Source organism: Rathayibacter sp. AY1H3 (assembly GCF_002932015.1).
Genome location: NZ_PSUU01000041.1, coordinates 15,922 through 35,163 on the forward strand (window position 1 = coordinate 15,922; position 19,242 = coordinate 35,163).

Sequence of the window (19,242 nt, forward strand, 5' to 3'; positions counted from 1 at the left end):
CACGGGCGACGAGGAACGAGGAGCCCGTGCGAACCGACTCAGAAGAAGCCCATCGGTCCTTCCGCGTAGGAGACGAGGAGGTTCTTCGTCTGCTGGTAGTGGTCGAGCATCACCTTGTGGTTCTCGCGTCCGATGCCCGACTGCTTGTACCCGCCGAACGCCGCGTGCGCGGGGTACTGGTGATAGGTGTTCGACCAGACGCGGCCGGCTTCGATGGCCCGGCCGGCGCGGTAGAGCTGGGCGCCGTTGCGGCTCCACACTCCGGCGCCGAGGCCGTAGAGGGTGTCGTTGGCGATGCCGATCGCGTCGTCGAAGTCGTCGAAGGAGGTGAGGGCGAGGACGGGTCCGAAGATCTCCTCCTGGAAGATGCGCATCGAGTTGCGGCCCTCGAACACGGTCGGGTTGACGTAGTAGCCGCCGCTGAGCTCGCCGCCGAGGTCGGCGCGGTCGCCGCCGATGAGCAGCTTCGCTCCCTCCTGCTTGCCGATGTCCATGTAGGAGAGGATCTTCTCGAGCTGGTCGTTCGAGGCCTGGGCGCCGATCATCGTGGCGGTGTCGAGCGGGTTGCCCTGTTTGATCCGCCTGACCCGCTCGAGGCCGTCACCGACGAAGTCGTCGTAGATCGAGCGCTGCACGAGCGCCCGCGACGGGCAGGTGCAGACCTCGCCCTGGTTGAGGGCGAAGAACGAGAAGCCCTCGAGCGCCTTGTCGTAGAAGGAGTCGCGTTCCGCGGCGACGTCGGCGAAGAACACGTTGGGGCTCTTGCCGCCCAGCTCCAGCGTCACCGGGATGAGGTTCTCGCTGGCGTACTGCATGATCAGGCGGCCGGTGGTCGTCTCGCCGGTGAAGGCGATCTTGCGGATGCGCGGGTGGGAGGCGAGCGGGGCGCCCGCTTCGAATCCGAATCCGTTGACGACGTTGAGCACGCCGGCGGGGATGAGGTCGCCGATCAGGTCGAGCAGCACGTGGATGGACGCCGGCGTCTGCTCGGCCGGCTTCAGCACTACGCAGTTGCCTGCGGCGAGCGCCGGCGCGAGCTTCCACACGGCCATCAGGATCGGGAAGTTCCAGGGGATGATCTGCCCGACCACACCCAGCGGCTCGTGGAAGTGGTACGCGATCGTGTCGTGGTCGATCTCGGAGACGCCTCCCTCCTGCGCGCGGATCGCTCCGGCGAAGTAGCGGAAGTGGTCGATCGCGAGGGGGATGTCGGCGGCGAGGGTCTCGCGCACGGGCTTGCCGTTCTCCCACGTCTCGGCGACGGCGAGCAGCTCGAGGTTCGCCTCCATGCGGTCGGCGATCTTCAGGAGCATGTTCGAGCGCTCGGCGGGGCTGGTCTTCCCCCAGCTCGCGAACGCTTTCCAGCCCGCCTCGACGGCGCGGTCGACGTCGGCGGCGGTGCCGCGGGCGATCTCGCAGAAGGGCTTCCCGGTGATCGGGGTGATGTTCTCGAAGTACTGGCCGCTCGCGGGGGCGACGTACTCGCCTCCGATGTAGTGGTCGTAGCGCGAGCGGAAGGAGGCGACGGATCCCTCCGTACCTGGATTCGCGTAGACCGTGGAACCCGGCTCCTGCGGTGCCTGCTCGGCGACCTGGTCGGCGTACAGCGTCATGTGGACCTCCATCGACGTCGTTGTCGTGGGCGCGGGGTGGGCGCCCGGTCCTGACGCTACGTCGCGGGGGGTTGCACGACGTTGCACGGGTCGACGCACCGGCGGGAGCGGCGAGGACGGAGACCGGACCGGCCGGGCGGAGACGCGGCCGCCCGAGGAGGAGGGCCCCGCGGCCCGGACCTCAGACGCTCGCGAGCAGGTGCTGGGCGATCCGGCTCATGTAGACGCCGTAGGTCACCGTGGCCGCTGCGGCCCCCGCGCCGACCCAGGACCACACCTGCGGCCAGGCGGAGCCGTCGACGAGGACCACGACGACTCCGATCGCTCCGACCAGCGTCGTCCAGGTGGCGAGCCAGAGGTCGAGGGTCCGGCCGAAGATCCTCGCCATCGGGTAGAAGTGCAGGCCCACGATCACGGCGATGGCCGGCACGAGGAACCGCTCGAGCCCGGTGCCGGTGAGGACGCCCACCGCGACACCGATCAGCACGCCCTCCGCGGCGAAGACCGCCCCGAACAGCAGACCGTTCGGCTTCGCCGCGCGGTCGGCGTCGGTGAGCTCCACCGCCATCCTCCGCCGGGCGACGAGGAGGCGGACGGCCTGCACGGCGAAGACCACGGCCGCGAGCGCGCAGACGGTCACGGCGGTCGTCGCCGCCGGAGCCGGCCAGCCGACCGTGGTGTCGCTCGCCCACCACATCGTGAAGACCGCCATCAGGAGCAGACCCCCCGCGACTCCGCTCGCGAGGGCCCGGGGAGGTGGTGCGAGGGTGCTCATGCGTCGAGGCTAGCGAGACGGCTCCGCGGCCTCACGGCTCCGGCGGCACTCCCGGGAGCGACCGGAACGGCTCAGCGCTGCTCCGCCTCGATCGTCTCGAGGTGCGCGGCGACACCGGCACGGCGGGGCGAGCGGGGCGGGAGGACGCGCAGGAGCTCCCGCCACACCTCCGCGTCGTCGCGGCCGTCCGGGCCCTCCGCCCAGGCGAGGAGGGTCGCGGGCGCCGCATCGGCGAGGACGCTCGCCCGCACCCGCAGGCGCAGCTCGACGGCGATCGCCCGGATCCCCGGCGCCTCGGACGAGGGCAGCGGCGCGCCCCGGTAGGCGTCCAGGGCGAGACGGTGGGAGCCGCGGTCGAGCAGGCCCAGCACCTGGCGGGCGTCGAGGTCGACCGGGCTCGCCAGGCGGTAGGGGCGCGAGAGGGGCACCAGGCGCGGGAGGGTCGGCTCGAGCGCGCGGCGCAGCCGCACCATCTCGGCGCGGACGGTGACCACCGCGTCGTCCCGGCCGTGGAGCAGGAGGGCGAGCTGCTCGGCCGAGAGCCCGGCCCGGTGCCAGGCGAGCAGGGTCAGGATCTCGGCGTGCCGGGTGCTCAGCTCGAGCGTCGCTCCGGCGGCCGTCACCAGGCCCGTCTCGCGCCCGAGGACCCGCAGGCTCGGCGCCCGGGCCGCCGCTGTGCTCCGTGCAGCGGGCCGCCGCGGGCGGAGGAGCCGCTGCACCATCAGCTCGCTCTCGACGGCGGCGGCGGTCGCCTCCATCAGCGGGAGGGTCTGCGGGGCGACGACGTCGGCGCCGCCGGTGATGTCGATCACTCCGAGGATCTCGTGCGTCTCGGGGTCGTGCACGGGGACGGCGGTGCAGCTCCACGGGTGCACGAGCGAGGCGAAGTGCTCGGCGCCGTGGATCTGCACGCCGTGATCGAGCACGAGGGCCGTCCCCGGCGCGGACGTCCCGACGTCGGGCTCGGCCCACGCCGCGCCCTCGACGAACGACATCCCCTCGGCGAGGCTCTTGAGGTGCTGGTCCCCGTCGATCCAGAGCAGCCGCCCGAGCGCATCGCCCACCGCGACCAGCACGCCGCTGTCCTCGTCGGCGTCGCGCACCAGCAGGCGGCGGATCACCGGGAGGACCGAGGCGAGCGGATGCCCGGTGCGGTACTCGCGGAGGTCGTCTCCCGAGAACGAGAGCGGTGCCGTCAGCCGGTCCGGATCGAGGCGCCGCCGCCGCGCGCGCTCCCACGACTCCTCGACCAGCGCGCGCCGCCGACCGCTGCCAGGGCGGGCCAGCCACGGGTTGGTCATGCGCTCCGCCTCGTCGTCGGGTCGGTGGGAGTCGACGCTACTCCGCGGAGCGCGCCGGCGCCTCTCTCCGCGCACCGGAGCGGCCGCGCCCCCGCACCGCCAGCAGCAGCACCGCCGCCACCAGCACCGCGATGCCCAGAACAGCTCCCGCGGTCAGCCGCTCGCCCAGCACCGCCACGCCGAGGAGGGTCGCGGTCGCCGGCTCCAGGAGGGTGAGCGTCGAGACGGTCGCCGCGGGAAGCGCTCGCAGGCCGCGCGCGAAGAAGGTGTAGGCCACGGCGACCGTCACCACTCCGAGCCAGAGCACGGCCGGGATCGAGCCGGAGAGCCGCGACGGATCGCCCAGCAGCAGGAACGGGAGCGCGAGCAGCGCCGCGGCTCCGAACTGGGCTCCCATGGCGGCGACGGGGCTGAGCCCGCGCTCGAGCAGCAGCTTGCCGCAGACGGCGTAGAGCGCGTAGGAGGCGCCGGCGCCGGCCGAGGCGGCGAGGCCGGGGAGCGTCACGCCGCCGGATCCGCCGCCGCTGAGGAGCACCACGCCGACCGCGGCGAGCGCGGTCGAGGCGAACCAGCGCGGGCCCGGGGTCGTCCGCAGGACGAGCCACTCCAGCAGGCCGGTGAAGGCGGGAGCGGAGCCGAGGGCGACGATCGTACCGACCGCGACGCCGTTCTGCGCGGTGCCGGTGAAGAAGGCGGGCTGGTACGCGGCGACGCCGACCGCTCCGAGCACGACGAGCAGCACGACGGCGCGGGTCGGGCGGGAGCGGCTCCGCCGGCGCAGAGCCTCCACGCCGAGGAGAGCGGCCAGCAGGGCGCCGCCGAGGACGATGCGCGCCGCCCCGAGGAGGAGCGGATCCACGCCCGCCGCTCCGAGGGCCTGGGCGGTCCCCGTCGTGCCGAAGCAGACGGCGGCGAGGAGGACGGCGCCGATCGCCGAGGTCCGGGCCCCGCTCATCCCGCCCTGCTCCCCCGGCCGCCTGATGACCGGCTCCCAGTGTCCCAGGGATGGGCGCGTGCTCTTCCGCCTCTCGCACCGGGGGCCCAGGATGGAGGGACCGGACTAGCGGAGGAGCACGACGTGGGCATCGCGGAACCGTTCGACCTCGAGGACCACCACCGCAGCGCGCACGGCGCCCTGCGCGAGCACTTCTCGGTGCGCGAGTTCGAGGAGGTGCCGCTGGACCGCGAGGCCATCGTCGCTACCGCGTACCTGCGGGCGATCGAGCACGCCACCGTGGCCCGGGTGCTCCCCCTCGCGCGCGCCCACCCCGACGAGCAGGTCCGCGCGTTCGCGTCCGTCTGGGCCGCCGAGCGGCACCGGATCGCCGACGCCCTGGGCGACGTGCTCGCGGCCTCGCCGCAGATCCGCGGCATCGACATCCGCCCGCCGGAGCCGACGGTGAGGTCGCGCCCGCTCCTCGACCGCGCCGCGGCCTCCCTCGCCGGCCCCGTCGCGCTGGCCCTCGCGGTGGACGCCCGGGTCGCGGTGCACGGCTACCGCCGGCTCGCCCGGCTCTCGCTGCACCCCGAGATGGAGCGCCTCGCCGAGACGGTCACGGGCATCCTGGAGCGGCAGGCCGACTTCTTCACGGTGCACGCGGCGGGACGCCTCGGACGCCCGCTGCCGCGCCGGGTGCAGGCGGCCGGCCTGCTCGCCGTGCTGCGCCTCCCGATCGGCGAGGCCGACCTGCCGGAGGCTCTCGCGCGCGAGGGCCGGGAGCTCGTCTTCGGCCGGGACGACGGCGGACTCGACGGGATCGACGCGGGCGTCGTCGCGGCGTTCGCGCTGCCCTGCACGGCGGCCCGGCGGCTCGTGCACCCGTACCGGCCGGTGTCGATCCGTGCCGCGCACCGCCTCGGTCGGCTCGCCGCCGACACCCGCGCCGCCGTCACGACCCTGCTGGAGCAGGTGCGCGAGTAGCGGCGGCGCTCAGCCCAGCAGCTCGCGCACGTCCTCGGCGGTGATCCCGCCGGTGGCCGCCGCGCCGTCGTCCGACATGACCGCGGCGAAGAGCGCGGCCTTCGCCTCCTTGAGGGCCATCACCTTCTCCTCGATCGTGTCCTTCGCGACCAGGCGGTAGACCATGACCGAGCGGGTCTGGCCGATGCGGTGCGCGCGGTCGACCGCCTGCGACTCGGTGGCGGGGTTCCACCACGGGTCGAGCAGGATGCAGTAGTCGGCCTCGGTGAGGTTGAGCCCGAAGCCGCCGGCCTTGAGCGAGATCAGGAACACGCCCGCCGCGCCCGAGCGGAACCGCTCGATGACCTCGTCGCGCTTCTTCGTCGCTCCGTCGAGGTAGGCGTACTCGATGCCCGCCGCGTCCAGCCGGCCGCGGACCCGGCCGAGGAACCGCGTGAACTGGCTGAACACCAGCACGCGGTGCCCCTCGCCGAGGGCGTCGCCCAGCAGCTCGTCGAGCAGGTCGAGCTTGGTCGAGGGCACGCTCTCGTGCGCCTCGTCGACCAGTGCCGCGTCGAGCGCGACCTGGCGCAGCACGGTCAGCGCGCGGAAGATCGCGAAGCGGTTCTTCTCGAAGTCGCCGATCAGGCCCAGCACGCGCTGCCGCTCCCGCGCCAGGTAGGTGTCGTAGACCTTCCGCTGCTTCGGGCCGAGCTCGACCTCGAGGGTCTGCTCCTGCTTGGGCGGCAGCTCCTTGGCGACGAGCTCCTTGGTGCGCCGCAGCATCAGCGGGCGGATGCGCCGCCGCAGCTGCGAGAGCTTCTCGCTGTCGGCCTCGCGCTCGATCGGCTTCTGGTAGAACTCGACGAACCCGGCGGGCGAGGGGAACAGGCCCGGAGCGACGATCGACAGCAGCGACCAGAGCTCCATCACGTTGTTCTCCATCGGCGTTCCCGTGATGGCCAGCTTGAAGGGCACGTCGAGCCGGCGCGCGAGCTGGTGCGTCGCCGACTGGCGGTTCTTGACGAACTGCGCCTCGTCGAGGAGGAGCCCCGACCACTGGATGCCCGAGTACGACTCGTAGTCGAGCCGGAACAGGGCGTAGGAGGTGACGACCAGCTCGGCCTCGCCGATGACGCTCGAGAGCGCCTTCCGCTTCTTCTTCGACGTCTCGTCGATCCCGACGACGCGGAGGTCCGGGGCGAAGCGCTTGGCCTCGCCGACCCAGTTGGGCACCACGCTGGTGGGCGCGACGACGAGGAACGGGCGCGGCGAGGTGCCCGCCTCCGCGGCCGCGGCGCGCTGCTCCTGCATCACCCGGGTGACCAGGGCGAGGGACTGCACGGTCTTGCCCAGGCCCATGTCGTCGGCGAGCACGCCGCCGAGCTGGTTGTCGTAGAGGAACGAGAGCCAGTCGTAGCCGAGCTGCTGGTAGGGCCGCAGCTCCACGGCGAAGCCCTCGGGCAGGACCCGCGACTCCAGCGCACCGGTCGCGGTGAAGCCGGAGAGCCCCTCCACGGAGCGGCGCCAGGCGGCGGCCTGGGCCTCCACGACGCCCAGCTCGACCAGCTCGTCCCAGAGGGAGGACTGGAACCGGCTGATCCGCAGGGTCTCGCCGGGGTCGTCCGAGAGCTCGCGGGCCTCGGCGATCAGCTCGCGGAGGCGGCCGAACCGCTCGTCGTCGAGGGCGAAGTAGACGCCGCTGGGCAGCACCATGTACTCGTCGCCGCGGGCGAGCGCGAGGAAGATCTCGGCCAGCGGGACCGCCTCGTCGTTGACGGTGACGGAGATCTCGAGGTTGAACCAGTCGCGGCTGTCGGGCTGGGCGACGGTCTGCACGGCGACCACGGGGGCGGTCTGCGCCTCGCGGTACTCGACGCGCTCGCCGATCTCCTCGATCTCGACGGTGCCGAGCTCGCGGAGCCGCTCGACCTCGCCGGTGAGGAAGCCGACGGTCTGCATGCCGCGCAGGTCGAAGGTGGGGCGCAGGCGCCTGCTCGACGGGGACACCAGGGCGGGCGTCGACTCCGGGTCGAGACCCGCTCCCACGAGGGAGTCGAGGATCCGCTGCTCGGCCTCGGGGTCGCGGTAGCCCGCGTCCTCGCCGACCCGCAGCGGGAGCCGCTCGGCGTCCACGCCGCCGCGCGCTCCCTCCACTCCGTAGCGCCACCACCACGAGCCGCGCAGGCCCGCGCCATCGGTGTGCTCGAGGGTGAGGCCGAGGCGCGGCTCGGGCACCGCCGGCGCCTCGAAGGAGCCGTCACGGGAGACGATGTCGAACAGCCGGTGCAGCCGCTGGTAGTGCTCGGTGAGGAACGCCGACTCCTCGGCCACCGGGATGCGGATGGCCTCGCGGCTCCAGAGGAACGTGCGCGCGGAGGACAGCAGCGGCGCGGCGAACGGGATGAGCGTGACCGGGCGGGCGCGCATCTCGTCGCCGCCCTCCCACGTGTAGAGGCCGACGGCCGGGTCGCCGATGAAGCCGAACTCCTCGGGCGCCGGGTGGTCGCCGATCGCGACGAGCGAGCGCAGCTCGAGGCCGGCGGCGGTGCGCGTGACGTCGATGGAGGCGGTCGCCGTCGTGTCGAGGATCTTCAGCGGCGTCTGGTCGCGGTCGCCCATCACCAGGCCGATGCCCGCGCGGACGGCGCCGTGCAGGGCCGCCCAGATCGCCTCGCTCCGGCACTGGTCGAGGTAGAGCCAGGTGTCGGGCGAGTAGTAGCTGGAGGCGCTGTGCCCGGAGAGCAGGCCCTGCATCTCGCGGATCACGTCGATCTGGCGCTCGTCGTAGTCGTGGCTGTAGTGCAGGTAGCCGAGGTCGCGCCAGCTGGTGCCGGTGCGGACCCAGCGATCGCGGTCGCCCATCCGCACCGGGCGCACGCCCAGGCGCGGGCGCGGCTCGGGCGGCGGCCGGTAGGAGTTGTAGCGGCCGGGCGGGCGACGCACGGGCTCGCCGGGCAGCAGCTCGAACTGCAGGCCGAGCGGGATGCCGGTGTGCGAGCGCTCCGCGCCGGCGAGGAGCGGGGCGAGCGCGCTGCGCCACTCCGGGACGGCGTCGACAGCGGCCTCGCCCGGGAAGGGACCGGCCACTCCGCCCTCGCGCTCGCGGCGCAGGGCCTCGATCAGGACGGCGGCGACGTGCTTGCACTCGTGCTTGACCGGGCAGCTGCAGGCGCCGCCGAGGAGGGTCCAGTGCTCGCCCTCGTCGCGGAGCTGCACGCTCACGGCGTACGGCGAGCGCCCGGATCCGCGGACCTGGCCGAAGAGGCGGGTGCGGCCGCCGAACCACTGCAGCTCGCGCACGCGGCCCTCGTCCGCGTAAGCGGTGCCCTTCTCGACGGCGGCGGTTCCGACGAGGGCGCGGATGTCCTGCTCGGAGAAGGGCTCGTGGCCGGCGGTCACCGGCCCGGGTGCGGCCGACGGCAGCACCTCACCGGGGGGACTCTGGCGGGCCATGGACCTCACGCTCTCCGCGCTCGAACGAGCGCATCCGTCTATTCAACCCGATTCCGGAGGCGCTGCGAGCCGCGGGCCGGGATCCGTGGAGGACGCACGGCCGTCCCTACGATGGAGGGATGCCCCGTCTGGCCGTCGTCTCGGCGCACACCTCCCCGCTCGAGCAGCCGTCGACGGGCGACGCGGGCGGGATGAACGTGTACCTCGCGGCGGTGCTCCCGGAGCTGGCTGCGCTCGGCTGGGAGATCGAGGTGCTGACCCGCGGCGAGGGCGTCCGGATGCTCGCGCCGGGTGTGCGAGTGGTCGGCGTGCCGGTGCCGGCGGGCGACAAGTACGCGCTGGCGGCCGCGGCGCCGCAGTTCGCGCGCGCCGCGGAGGGGGCCGACGTCGTGCACTCCCACTACTGGGTGTCGGGCCTCGCGGGGGCGCTCACCGGCAGGCCGCACGTGCACTCGATGCACTCGGGCTCGCTCGCGAAGAACGCCCGGCTCGCCCCGGGCGACGTCGCGGAGCCGCAGCAGCGGATCGACGCGGAGCGCTCCGTGCTCGCCTCCGCCGACGCGATCGTGGTGGCGGGCGCCTCGGAGCGGGAGGACGTCGTCAGCGGGTACGGCGCGGATCCGGACCGGGTCGTCGTGGTGCCGCCCGGAGTCGACGCGCGGTTCCGCCCGGGCGGCGGCGAGCGCTCCGGAGTCGTCCTGATCGGCCGGGTGCAGCCGCTCAAGGGGCAGCTGCTGGCGGTCGAGGCGCTCGCGGCGATGGCGCCGGCGGAGCGGCCGGTGCTGCGGCTGGTGGGCGGGGCGGCACCGGGCCGGGAGTCGTACCTCGACGCGGTGCGCGCCGTGGCGGCTCCGCTGGGAGACCGCGTGCTGATCGAGGGGGCCGCCGACCGCGACCGGGTGGCGGAGCGGCTCCGGAGTGCGCAGCTGGCGCTCGTGCCCTCGGCGGCCGAGACCTTCGGGCTGATCGCGCTCGAGGCGGCCGGCAGCGGCACTCCCGTGCTCGCGCGCAGGACGACCGGCCTGGTGGACGCGGTGCGCGACGGCGGGAGCGGCGTGCTGCTCGACTCCGACTCCCCTCCGGCGTGGGCCGAGGCGATCCTGACCCTGCTGGGCTCGCCCGGCGAGCTGGCGCGACTAGGCCGCGGCGGCGTCGACTGGGCGGCCGCCCACTCCTGGCCGGCCGCCGCCGCCCGGCTGGACGCCGTCTACCGCGGCCTGTCGGCCCGCTGAGGGAACCCCGGACCGTCGAGGGACCCCGCTCCGCCGGGTCACCTCGACGGGTCGGGGCTCCCTCGATGCAGGGAGGGGGTCAGTCGGCGATGGCGGGCGCCCCGGGGTCGAGGCGGGCGCCGCGAGTGGAGCGGTACCAGGGCGCGAGGCGGTCGGGCGAGACGGCGACCATCGCGGCGCCCGTGAATCCGGCGTCGTTGCCGAAGCGGGCGGGGACGGTCTCGGTGCCGATGTCGAGGAAGCGGGCGAACTCGTCGAAGACGTGCGCCGCCGCGCCGCCGATCACGAACAGCTGCGGCGAGAGCAGCATCTCGAGGTGCCGGTAGTAGACGCTGAGGCGACCCGCCCACTCCTCGAGGGTGATGCCCTCGCGGCGGACGGCCGAGAAGCCGACCTGCGGCTCGAAGTCGGGACCGTCGATGTGCAGGTGACCGAGCTCGGAGTTGGGGATCACCACGCCCTCGTGGACGAGCGCCGTCCCGATGCCGGTGCCGAGGGTGGTCAGCAGGAGGAGGCCCTCGCGTCCGCGCATCGCGCCGAACTCGCGCTCGGCGACCCCCGCCGCGTCCGCGTCGTTGACGACGACGACGTCGACCCCGGTCGCCTCCGAGAGGAGGGCCTGCGCGTCGAGCCCGACCCAGCGCTGCGAGACGTGGGTGGTCTGGCGGACGACGCCGCCGCGGACGATCCCGGGGAAGCCGACGCCCACGGGCGTGCCCGCGATCGGCGAGACGTCGCGGACGATGCCGGCGATCGCCTCGGCGAAGTCCTCGGGCTCCTTGCCCAGCGGGTTCGCGACCGCGAAGCGCCGAGCCGCCCGCTCGCCTGTGGTGACGTCGACGAGGGACGCCTTGATCGACGTCCCCCCGATGTCGACGCCGACGGCGAAGCGCGGGAGGAGGCCGTCGTGGGGCTGGGTCACGGATGCTCCGTCTGCAGTGGTGGCGAGTGCGGGGACTCGGGAGAACGGTCGGCCCGTCGGATCCGGGATCGCGACGAGCCGAAGGCGATTCTACGAGCCGTCAGGTGCGCGCGGGCTCCGAGAGGGCGCGGAGGACGAAGTCGATCACCGGCTCGTAGAGGTGGACGGCCAGCCCGTCGTCGATCGGGACGACCACCTCGATCGAGCCCTGCGCCTCGGCGACGAACACCGCCGGGTCGTTGCAGTCGGCGATCGCGATGACCGGCAGCCCCCGCCGGCCGGCCGCGCCCGCGAAGCCGTGGTCGGCGACGACCAGGTCGGGGCGGACGCCGAGCTCGTCGAGGCGGTCGAGCAGCGCGTCCATCGGCTCCGGCGAGTGCGTGTGCTGCAGCCCTCCCCCGCGGTAGACGCAGGTGACCCCGCCGGTGCACCACAGGGCCTGGTGCTCGTCCGCGAGAGGCACGCGGATGCCGTCGGGGGCGGCGAACGGGAGCGCGTTCACGTCGATCACGCGGGCGCCCCGCTCCGTCGCGGCAGCAGCGAAGCGGCGGTAGACGTCCATCAGGGTCGCGGGGTGCGCGGTGGCGAACAGGAGGAGCGCCCCCTCGCGGACAGCGGCGGCGAACCGCTCGCGGTAGCGGGCGAGCCCCGCGACCGTCAGGCGGGCGTCGATCCGGTCCTGCCCGCTCTCGAAGGAGGGGTCGGTGCTGATCCCCACGCGCTCCCCCATCAGCGCGAGCAGTCTCTCGAACGTCCAGTCCTCGGCCACGTCCACCCCGTAGAGGTGCGCGGGCTCGCGGGCGGCGAGGCCGCGCAGGTTGCCGAGGTTGCTCGCGCGGCCGGTGAGGACGTCCCCGGCGAGGAGGGAGGAGTCGAGGTACGCCTCGAGCTCGGAGTCGGGAAGCGGCATGCGGGACCTCTCGATCGACGGGGAGCTCCCAGGCTACGGGCAATTCAGGTGTTGACATCCGATCCGTCACCGATATATCGTTACTGCATCGCCGACAGATCGGGAGCAGCCGCTCCCGACGGGCGACCGGATCCGATCGAAAGGGATCCCCTCACGACAGAGAGCAGCACACCCATGAACTCCAGGACCTTCTTCTCCGACGACCGCCGCGACTCCTGCGACGGCGACCACTCCTCCCGCCACGAGCACCCCGGCCGCGGACAGCGCCGCGGACCCGGCGGTCACGGCCGCGGCTTCGGGCCCGGCTTCGGCTTCGGCCCGGGCTTCGGCCCCGGCTTCGGCGGCCCCTTCGGCCGCGGCGGAGGACGCGCCCGACGCGGTGACGTCCGCGCGGCCCTCCTCTCCCTCCTCTCCGAGAAGTCCTCGAACGGCTACGGCCTGATCAAGGCCATCGCCGAGAAGACGAACGGATCGTGGCGTCCCAGCCCCGGCTCCGTCTACCCCACCCTCCAGCAGCTCGTCGACGAGGGCCTCATCACGGCCGTCGGCGAGGGCCGCGGCACCGAGTACCAGCTCACGGACGCGGGCGGCACCTACGTGCGCGAGCACGCCGACGAGCTCGACGCGGCCTGGGAGGCCACTCCCGGCGCGAGCGACGCCGATCGCGCCTTCATGGAGAACGTCGGCAAGCTGATGGGCGTCGTGCAGCAGTTCCGCGGAGCGACCGAGGCGCAGCGCGCCGCCGCGTCCGCCAAGCTCGACGAGACCCGTCGCGCGCTGTACCTCATCCTCGCCGACTGACCTCGGCTCCCCTCCCGCGATCCGTCGCGGGAGCCCCCGGACGGACGGGACCCCTCGCCTCGGCGACGGGGTCCCGTCCGTTCCTCTGTCTCGGGAGCCGGCGCCTCAGCGGGCGGCGGACAGACGGGCCAGTCCCTCGTCGAGGGTGACCGACGGGCTCCACTGCAGATCGGCGCGCGTGCGGCGCTGGTCGAACCAGTGCGCGGTCGAGAGCTGCTCGGCGAGGAAGCGGGTCATCGGCGGCTCATCGGCGCCGGGCCGCACGGCCCACACGCGCTCGACGAGCGAGCCCGCGGCGCGGGCGACGGAGGCGGGGACGGACCAGCGCGGCGGCTCGACGCCCGAGGCGCGGCAGATCCCGGCGAGCAGCTCGGCGACCGGGCGCGGCTCGCCGTTGGTGACGACGTAGGAGCGGCCGTGCACCTCCTCCGCCCGCCCGAGAGCGGCGACGATCGCCGAGGCGGCGTTGTCGATGTAGGTGGAGTCGATCAGCGCCTGGCCGTGCCCGAGGAGCGGCAGCCGGCCGGCGCGCGCCCGCTCGACGATGCGGGCGACGAGCTGGGTGTCGCCCGGACCCCAGACCAGGTGCGGGCGCACGGCGACCACCGCGAAGCCGGGAGCGTCGGCAGCGAGGGCCAGCAGCTCGGCGCGGGCCTTGGTGCGCGCGTAGTCGCCGCGGGCCCGGTCCGGATCGGCGGGTTCGGCGTCGTCGCCGGTGATCGAGGAGCCGGAGTGGGCGACGGAGGGCGACGAGATCTGGACGAAGCGGCTCACGCCGGCGCGGGCGGCGGCGGCGAGCAGACGCCGGGTGCCGTCGATGTTCACACGGTCGAAGTCGCCCGGATCGCCGGCGAGCGAGACCTTCGCGGCGAGGTGGACGACGCCCTCGGCCGCGTCGACCGCCTCCTCGACCGCGCGCGGATCCGTCAGCGAGCCCCGCGCCTCCTCGACGCCCGCGATCCCGGAGGGCCGGCGCTGGAAGGTGCGGACCTCGTGCCCCTGGGCGACGAGGCCCGCGGCCACCGCACCGCCGAGCAGGCCGCTCGCGCCGGTGACCAGGACCCTCACGGCGCCACCATCCGGCCGCCGGCGAGCACGCCCTCGGCCCAGCGCGAGAGCGCGGCCCGGTCGATCTTGGAGTTGTGGCGGATGTCGGTGGGCAGCGCCGGGACGACGAGCACCGCGGCGACGGGCCGGCCGACGGCCGCGCGCACCTCGGCGGCGAGGGCCTCCTCGGCCAGCACCACGCGGCGCGCGCCCGAGCGCAGCTCGACAACGGCGACCAGCTGCGCGACTCCGCGCGGGCCGGCTCCGACGATCGCGGCGCGGGCGACCGGGGCGACGCGCGCCTCGATCCGCTGCTCCGGTCCGACCGGCGTGACCACGCCGTCGGGAGTGACGACGACGTGCGGCATGCGGCCCTCGACCCAGAGGCGGCCGGCGGAGTCGATCCGCCCGACGTCCCCGGTGCGGTGCCAGCGCTCGCCCGGGACGGCGCCGACGCGGGCGGCACGGTCGGTGAGCCAGAGGCGCTCGTAGTGGTCCTCGACGTGACCTGCCGAGACGACGATCTCGCCGGTCGTGCCGGTGATCTCCTCCGGCTCGTCCGTGGCGCGGCCGTCGGCGTCGAGCGGGGCGATCCGCAGCCGGACGCCCGCGGCGGGCACGCCCACGCAGACGCCGCCGCGCGGATCGTCGTCGGAGGCGGCCTCGCGGATGCCCTCCAGCGACGCGTCGGTGAGCAGCAGCCCCTCGGTCATGCCGTAGGGAGTGCGGGCGGAGGCGTTCGGCATGAGCGCCTGCGCCTCGCCGAGCAGTCCCGCCGAGACGGGGGCGCCGGCCGAGAGGAAGGTGCGCACGCCGGCGAGGGCCCGGTGGTCGTCGGCGTCGAGCGCGCCGGCGGTGGCCACGACGTTGGCCAGTGCGGCCGGCGAGAGGAACAGCACGGTCGCGTCGACCCGGGCGGCGGCCGCGGCGACGGCGGCCGCCGTGAGCGTCCGGGGCGCGGTGACGTCCATGTCCGGAGTGGCGGAGCGCGTGCCCAGCGCGGGGCCCAGCAGAGCGAACGGCGCGAAGCCCGCGACGAGGCCGGTGCCCGGTCCGATCCCGTACTGGCGGGCGAGCGCGTCGCGGACGCCGGCGAGCTGCCGGTGCGTGTAGACGACGCCCTTGGCGGGGCCGGTCGAGCCGGAGGTGAACAGGATCGCGGCCACGGCGTCGGCGGCGGGCGCCTCGCCCAGCGCCTCCGGGTCGGCGGCCAGCTCGGCGCGGCCGAGCTCGATCAGCTGCCCGAGCGAGGTGTCGACCCCGAGGGCCGAGGCGGAGGCGCGGGGCAGGGTCTGCGTCGAGACCCGGCCGCCGGGCCAGCGGAGGGCCCGCGCGACGGCGAGGCCGGGCAGGGCGCCGACCACCAGATCCGGCCAGGCGCCGCGGACCGCGCGGGTGAGACCGCGCAGGCCCAGGCCCGCGTCGGCGACGACCACGACGGCTCCGATGCGCAGGCACGCGTAGAGCAGCGCCGTCAGGTCGGCGCCGGGCGGCACGAGGAGCGAGACGCGGTCGCCCGGGGAGACGCCGGAGGCGCGGAGCCCGGCGGCGAGCTCGCGGACCCGCTGCGAGAGCAGGCGCCAGGAGACCGAGCGGGGCCCGCCGCCTCCGGGAGGCGCCATCTCGACCAGGGCGAGCGAGTCGTCCTGCGCATTGCGGTCGAGGTGCGCCCAGAGCGGCTCGACCGGCGCGGTCGGGCGTCGGACGTCGGGGGCGGGGTCGCCGCCGAACGGCTCCTCGCCGTCGGAGAGGTCGCCCAGCCAGGTGAGGACGGCGGACGCGTAGTCGACGTCCTCGGCCACCAGGTGGCCCGCTCCCTCGTAGCGGTGGACCTGCGCGTGCGGGAGGCGCTCGACGAGGTCGTCGAGGTAGCGGTCGGAGAAGATCGGGTCCAGCGGGCCCCAGAGCATCAGGGCCGGCGTCGTCAGGGCGCTGACGCCCTCGGCGATGCGCTGCAGCTCCGGGTCGCTCGGGTGCGCGGAGTCGACCGGGATGTCGGCGACGAAGCCGCCCACTCCGCCGCGGCGCGACGCGGACCGGTAGGGCGCGCGGTACCCCTCCTTCACCGCGGAGGGCAGCGCCGGGTGCCCCAGCGCGAGGGTCGTCTCGAGGAAGGCCGGCGTGCCGACCGTCGAGGCGCCGAGCACACCCGAGGCGAGCGCGAGCCGGAGCGGGGCCGGGATCGGCTCGTCGGCGCTCTGGTGGATCGCGGTGTTCAGGAGCATCGTGGCGCGCAGCTGCTCCGGGTGGTCGACCGCCCAGCCCAGCGAGACGACTCCGCCCCAGTCGTGGCCGAGGGTGACCACGTCGTCGAGGCCGAGCACGTCGGTGAGGTTGGAGAGCTCGCGCACGCGGTCGGCGAGCGTGTGCAGGGCGCCGGTCCGCTCGGAGAAGCCCATCTCGAGCTGGTCGACAGCGACCACCCGCCAGGCGGGGCCTCCCCGGCGGGCCGACTCGAGCGTGGCGGCCGCGAGGCGGCGCCAGAGGTAGGACCAGGTGGGGTTGCCGTGCACGCAGAGGACGGTGCCGACGGGCTCCGTGCCGAGGGCCCCACCCGTGTCGAGCAGGTGCCAGCGGCGCGGCACGCCCTGGGCGTCCGGAGCGTCGACGAGGCGCGACCACGCGGGATCGAGCCCGTCGAGCCCGGCCGGGGGCAGCTGCGCCGCGGCCGTGGAGCCGAGCGCTCCGCGGATCCGCTCGGCCGGGTGGGGCGCGCTCACCAGGCGATCTCGAGCATCGCGGTGTTGATGCCCGAGCCCACTCCGATGAGCAGCACCCGGTTGCCCGGCTGCAGGGTCTCGGCCTCCTGGGCCAGGGTGATCGGGATCGACGCCGGGCCGACGTTGCCGAGGGTGGGGTAGGTCGTGGGGACGCGGCTGCGGTCGATGCCGACGGCCTTCACCAGGGCGTCGGTGTGGACGTCCGACACCTGATGCGTGATGTAGCGGTCCATCCCGCTCCAGTTCCAGTCGCGGGTGGCCTCCTTCCACGCCGAGAGGACGAGCTCCATGCCGCCCTTGAGCAGCGCCTTCGCGTCCGTGAACATGCCGTCGACGCTGCCGACGCAGAGCTCGTTGAACTGCGTGGCCGCGCGGGTGATGCCGCCGAGGATGCGGTGGCCCTTGGGGTGCTCGTCGGCCGGGCCGAGGACGGCCGCGGCCGCGCCGGAGCCGAGAGTCAGGCTCGCGAACTCGCTCATGAAGTCCTTGCGCTTGACGCCCTCGCGGCTCAGGCGCTCGATGGTGTTGACCTGGATCTCGTCGGCGTCCTCGCCGTCGATGATGAGCGCGTAGCGGATCTGGCCGGAGTCGATCAGCTGCGCGGCGAGGGTCATGCCGTTGACGAAGCCGAGGCACGCGTTCGCGATGTCGAAGTTGATGGCCGACGAGGGCAGGCCGAGCCCGTGGTGCAGGCGCACGGCGACCGAGGGCTCGAGGTGCTTGCGGGTCACCGACGTGTTGATGATCAGGCCGATCTGGTCGGCGCGGACGCCGGCCTCGGCGAGAGCGCGCTTGCCCGCGTCGATCGCCGCTCCGTCGAAGCCCTGCTCGGAGCCCCAGTTGCGGCGCTCGTGCACTCCGGCGACGCGCTGGAGGAGCCCGGTGGGGAGCCGCAGGCGCTTGAGCGCCGGAGCGAGCCGCGCCTCGATCTCGGCCGAGGTGGTCACGCGCGGAGCCAGCGTGGTCGCGACGGACAGCAATGCGACGTTGCGGTGCGTGGTCGTTGCGTTTCCGTCCAACGGAACTCCCTGTCGAGTTGTCGATCCTGGCATGTGACTCCGTGATTTTACGCTGTCGTTCAGGCTGCGCTTCCTGGACGCCCGCTGGGCGGTCGCGGAACGCGTCCTCGGCGGCCCGGCGGAGGCTCCTCCCCCGGAACGACGGGCGAGGAGCCGCCGAGGCCACACGCGACGCGCGGTGTCAACCCACCCGCCGGGGCGTCAGGTCCCCATCGCCCACGGCTCGCGATCGCCGCGGAGGCGGGCGGCGAGCGCCATCGCCTGCTCGTCGGTCAGGGTCGCGACGTAGTCGACCACACCGCGCCCCCGGCCGAGCCGCTGCAGCGCGGCCGGGTCGGAGGTCGGCCGGCCGCGCTCGTCCGCCGGGAGCCAGTCGGGGTGGTCGGCGCGCAGGCGGAAGTAGCCGTCGGTCGCGAGCTCGATCAGGTCGAGCAGCTTCTGCGGAGCCCGCGAGCCGTCGCGCGGGTCCTCGAGCCAGGCGTCGAGGTGGGTCACCAGCGTCTCGAGCACCTGCGACTGGCCGCGCTGGTAGGTGGCGAAGTCCGGCCGGTCGATCACGAAGCGCGTGTGCACGAACTTCAGCACGGCCACGTCGTGCCAGGCGTCGGGGAGGAGGGAGAGGTGGCCCGAGCGGACGTTCGGCTCGGCGAGCACCACCACGGAGCGCTGCAGGCGGCCGATCCAGGAGGAGACGAAGGCCTCGATCGCGCGCTCGGTACGCGTCGATCCGTCGAACGGGAGCGCGAGGAGCCCCTCGACCAGCTCGGTCGACACCCGCTCCACGGAGGCGCGGAAGTGCTCGTCGCTCGCGATCCACGGGTCGCGGGCCACGAGCCTCCGGCGGAGCATCTCGAGCGAGTGCCCGGGTGCGCGCGCCCACAGCTCCTCGGCGTCGAGGGCGGCGAGCGCGTTCTGCTCGCGGAGGAACGCGCGGAACTCCACGGCGACGGCCGCCTGCTGCAGCACTCCCGCGCGGTAGAAGTCGTCGAGGTCGTGCAGCGAGTAGGCGATGTCGTCGGCGACGTCCATCACCGAGCACTCGAGGGTCTGCTGCCAGGGGGCGATCGCGGCGAAGCCGGAGCGGGCGTCGAGCAGGTCGTCGAGGTCGAGCGTGTATGCCGAGAACTTCGGCGGTGCGGTCTCCCACCGGCTGGCGGTCGAGCCGCGGGGCAGCTCGGTCGGGTCGGCGGAGTCGATGCCGGGGCGGTGGACCGTCCGCCCCCACGGGTACTTGAGCACGGCGGCTCGGGAGGCGGCGGTGAGGTTCAGCCCCACCTCCACCGTCTCGCAGACGTCGAGCTCGGAGAGGATCCGGAACGACTGCGCGTTGCCCTCGAAGCCCTCCGCGAGCCCCAGCCGCTCGCGCGCGAGGCGGTCGAGCGCCTGCTCGCCGAGGTGGCCGAACGGAGGGTGGCCGAGGTCGTGCGCGCTGGCCGCGGCCTGCACGACCACCGGGTCGCAGCCGCCGAGCCGCTCGACCAGCTCGCGCTGGGCGGGATCGGTGGTGGTCAGCTGCATCGCGATCGCGCGGGCGACCGCGGTGACC

The 19,242-nt window shown here is 74.3% G+C and carries 14 protein-coding genes; 3 read left to right on the forward strand and 11 right to left on the reverse strand.

Annotated elements, in window-relative coordinates:
* Nucleotides 1-38: 38 nt before the first annotated feature.
* The 4 genes from C5C33_RS14560 to C5C33_RS14575 form a co-directional block, all read right to left on the reverse strand.
* Nucleotides 39-1,613: an aldehyde dehydrogenase family protein gene (locus tag C5C33_RS14560; protein ID WP_104261473.1), complete on the reverse strand. Its 1,575-nt coding sequence runs from the start codon at nucleotides 1,611-1,613 to the stop codon at nucleotides 39-41.
* A 181-nt stretch (nucleotides 1,614-1,794) separates the two neighbouring features.
* Nucleotides 1,795-2,388: a hypothetical protein gene (locus tag C5C33_RS14565; RefSeq protein ID WP_104247016.1), complete on the reverse strand. Its 594-nt coding sequence runs from the start codon at nucleotides 2,386-2,388 to the stop codon at nucleotides 1,795-1,797.
* 71 nt (nucleotides 2,389-2,459) lie between these two features.
* A complete protein-coding gene (locus C5C33_RS14570; protein WP_104261463.1) occupies nucleotides 2,460-3,689 on the reverse strand; it encodes a GAF domain-containing protein in 1,230 nt (409 codons plus the stop codon).
* A 37-nt stretch (nucleotides 3,690-3,726) separates the two neighbouring features.
* Nucleotides 3,727-4,644, reverse strand: coding sequence for a DMT family transporter (locus C5C33_RS14575; protein WP_104261464.1), 918 nt, complete (start codon nucleotides 4,642-4,644; stop codon nucleotides 3,727-3,729).
* Nucleotides 4,645-4,767: 123 nt separating this feature from the next.
* Here C5C33_RS14575 and C5C33_RS14580 point away from each other — a divergent pair, with 123 nt between their 5' ends.
* Nucleotides 4,768-5,610 carry a hypothetical protein gene (locus tag C5C33_RS14580; protein WP_104225933.1) on the forward strand — a complete coding sequence of 281 codons (843 nt, stop codon included), beginning with the start codon at nucleotides 4,768-4,770 and terminating at the stop codon, nucleotides 5,608-5,610.
* A gap of 9 nt (nucleotides 5,611-5,619) precedes the next feature.
* On the opposite strand, the gene C5C33_RS14585 is transcribed toward C5C33_RS14580, so the two are convergent.
* Nucleotides 5,620-9,045, reverse strand: a complete 3,426-nt coding sequence (locus C5C33_RS14585) for a DEAD/DEAH box helicase (protein ID WP_104224188.1) — start codon at nucleotides 9,043-9,045, stop codon at nucleotides 5,620-5,622.
* Nucleotides 9,046-9,164: 119 nt separating this feature from the next.
* Between C5C33_RS14585 and C5C33_RS14590 the strand changes: the two genes are divergently transcribed.
* Nucleotides 9,165-10,277: a glycosyltransferase gene (locus C5C33_RS14590; protein WP_104261465.1), complete on the forward strand. Its 1,113-nt coding sequence runs from the start codon at nucleotides 9,165-9,167 to the stop codon at nucleotides 10,275-10,277.
* 79 nt (nucleotides 10,278-10,356) lie between these two features.
* Here C5C33_RS14590 and C5C33_RS14595 read toward each other — a convergent pair whose 3' ends face one another.
* Both C5C33_RS14595 and C5C33_RS14600 read right to left on the reverse strand, forming a co-directional pair.
* A complete protein-coding gene (locus C5C33_RS14595; RefSeq protein WP_258069257.1) occupies nucleotides 10,357-11,199 on the reverse strand; it encodes an ROK family protein in 843 nt (280 codons plus the stop codon).
* A 100-nt stretch (nucleotides 11,200-11,299) separates the two neighbouring features.
* Entirely contained in the window at nucleotides 11,300-12,109 is an 810-nt protein-coding gene (locus tag C5C33_RS14600) for a phosphatase (protein ID WP_104261467.1), read from the reverse strand.
* 174 nt (nucleotides 12,110-12,283) lie between these two features.
* On the opposite strand from C5C33_RS14600, the gene C5C33_RS14605 reads away from it, so the two are divergent.
* Nucleotides 12,284-12,910 carry a PadR family transcriptional regulator gene (locus C5C33_RS14605; protein ID WP_104224185.1) on the forward strand — a complete coding sequence of 209 codons (627 nt, stop codon included), beginning with the start codon at nucleotides 12,284-12,286 and terminating at the stop codon, nucleotides 12,908-12,910.
* Between the two features lie 105 nt (nucleotides 12,911-13,015).
* Here C5C33_RS14605 and C5C33_RS14610 read toward each other — a convergent pair whose 3' ends face one another.
* The 4 genes from C5C33_RS14610 to dgt form a co-directional block, all read right to left on the reverse strand.
* The gene (locus C5C33_RS14610; protein WP_104261468.1) at nucleotides 13,016-13,978 is read right to left on the reverse strand and encodes an NAD(P)-dependent oxidoreductase; all 963 of its coding nucleotides are present in this window, start codon (nucleotides 13,976-13,978) and stop codon (nucleotides 13,016-13,018) included.
* Complete coding sequence (locus C5C33_RS14615; protein WP_258069258.1) at nucleotides 13,975-16,677, reverse strand: alpha/beta fold hydrolase; 2,703 nt, start codon at nucleotides 16,675-16,677, stop codon at nucleotides 13,975-13,977. Before C5C33_RS14615 ends, C5C33_RS14610 begins: the two co-directional genes overlap by 4 nt.
* Complete coding sequence (locus C5C33_RS14620) at nucleotides 16,674-17,729, reverse strand: 3-oxoacyl-ACP synthase III (protein ID WP_104224183.1); 1,056 nt, start codon at nucleotides 17,727-17,729, stop codon at nucleotides 16,674-16,676. Before C5C33_RS14620 ends, C5C33_RS14615 begins: the two co-directional genes overlap by 4 nt.
* 168 nt (nucleotides 17,730-17,897) lie before the next feature.
* Nucleotides 17,898-19,242, reverse strand: a 1,345-nt coding sequence (dgt, locus tag C5C33_RS14625; RefSeq protein WP_104261469.1) for a dGTP triphosphohydrolase, incomplete at its 5' end; no start/stop codon positions are given.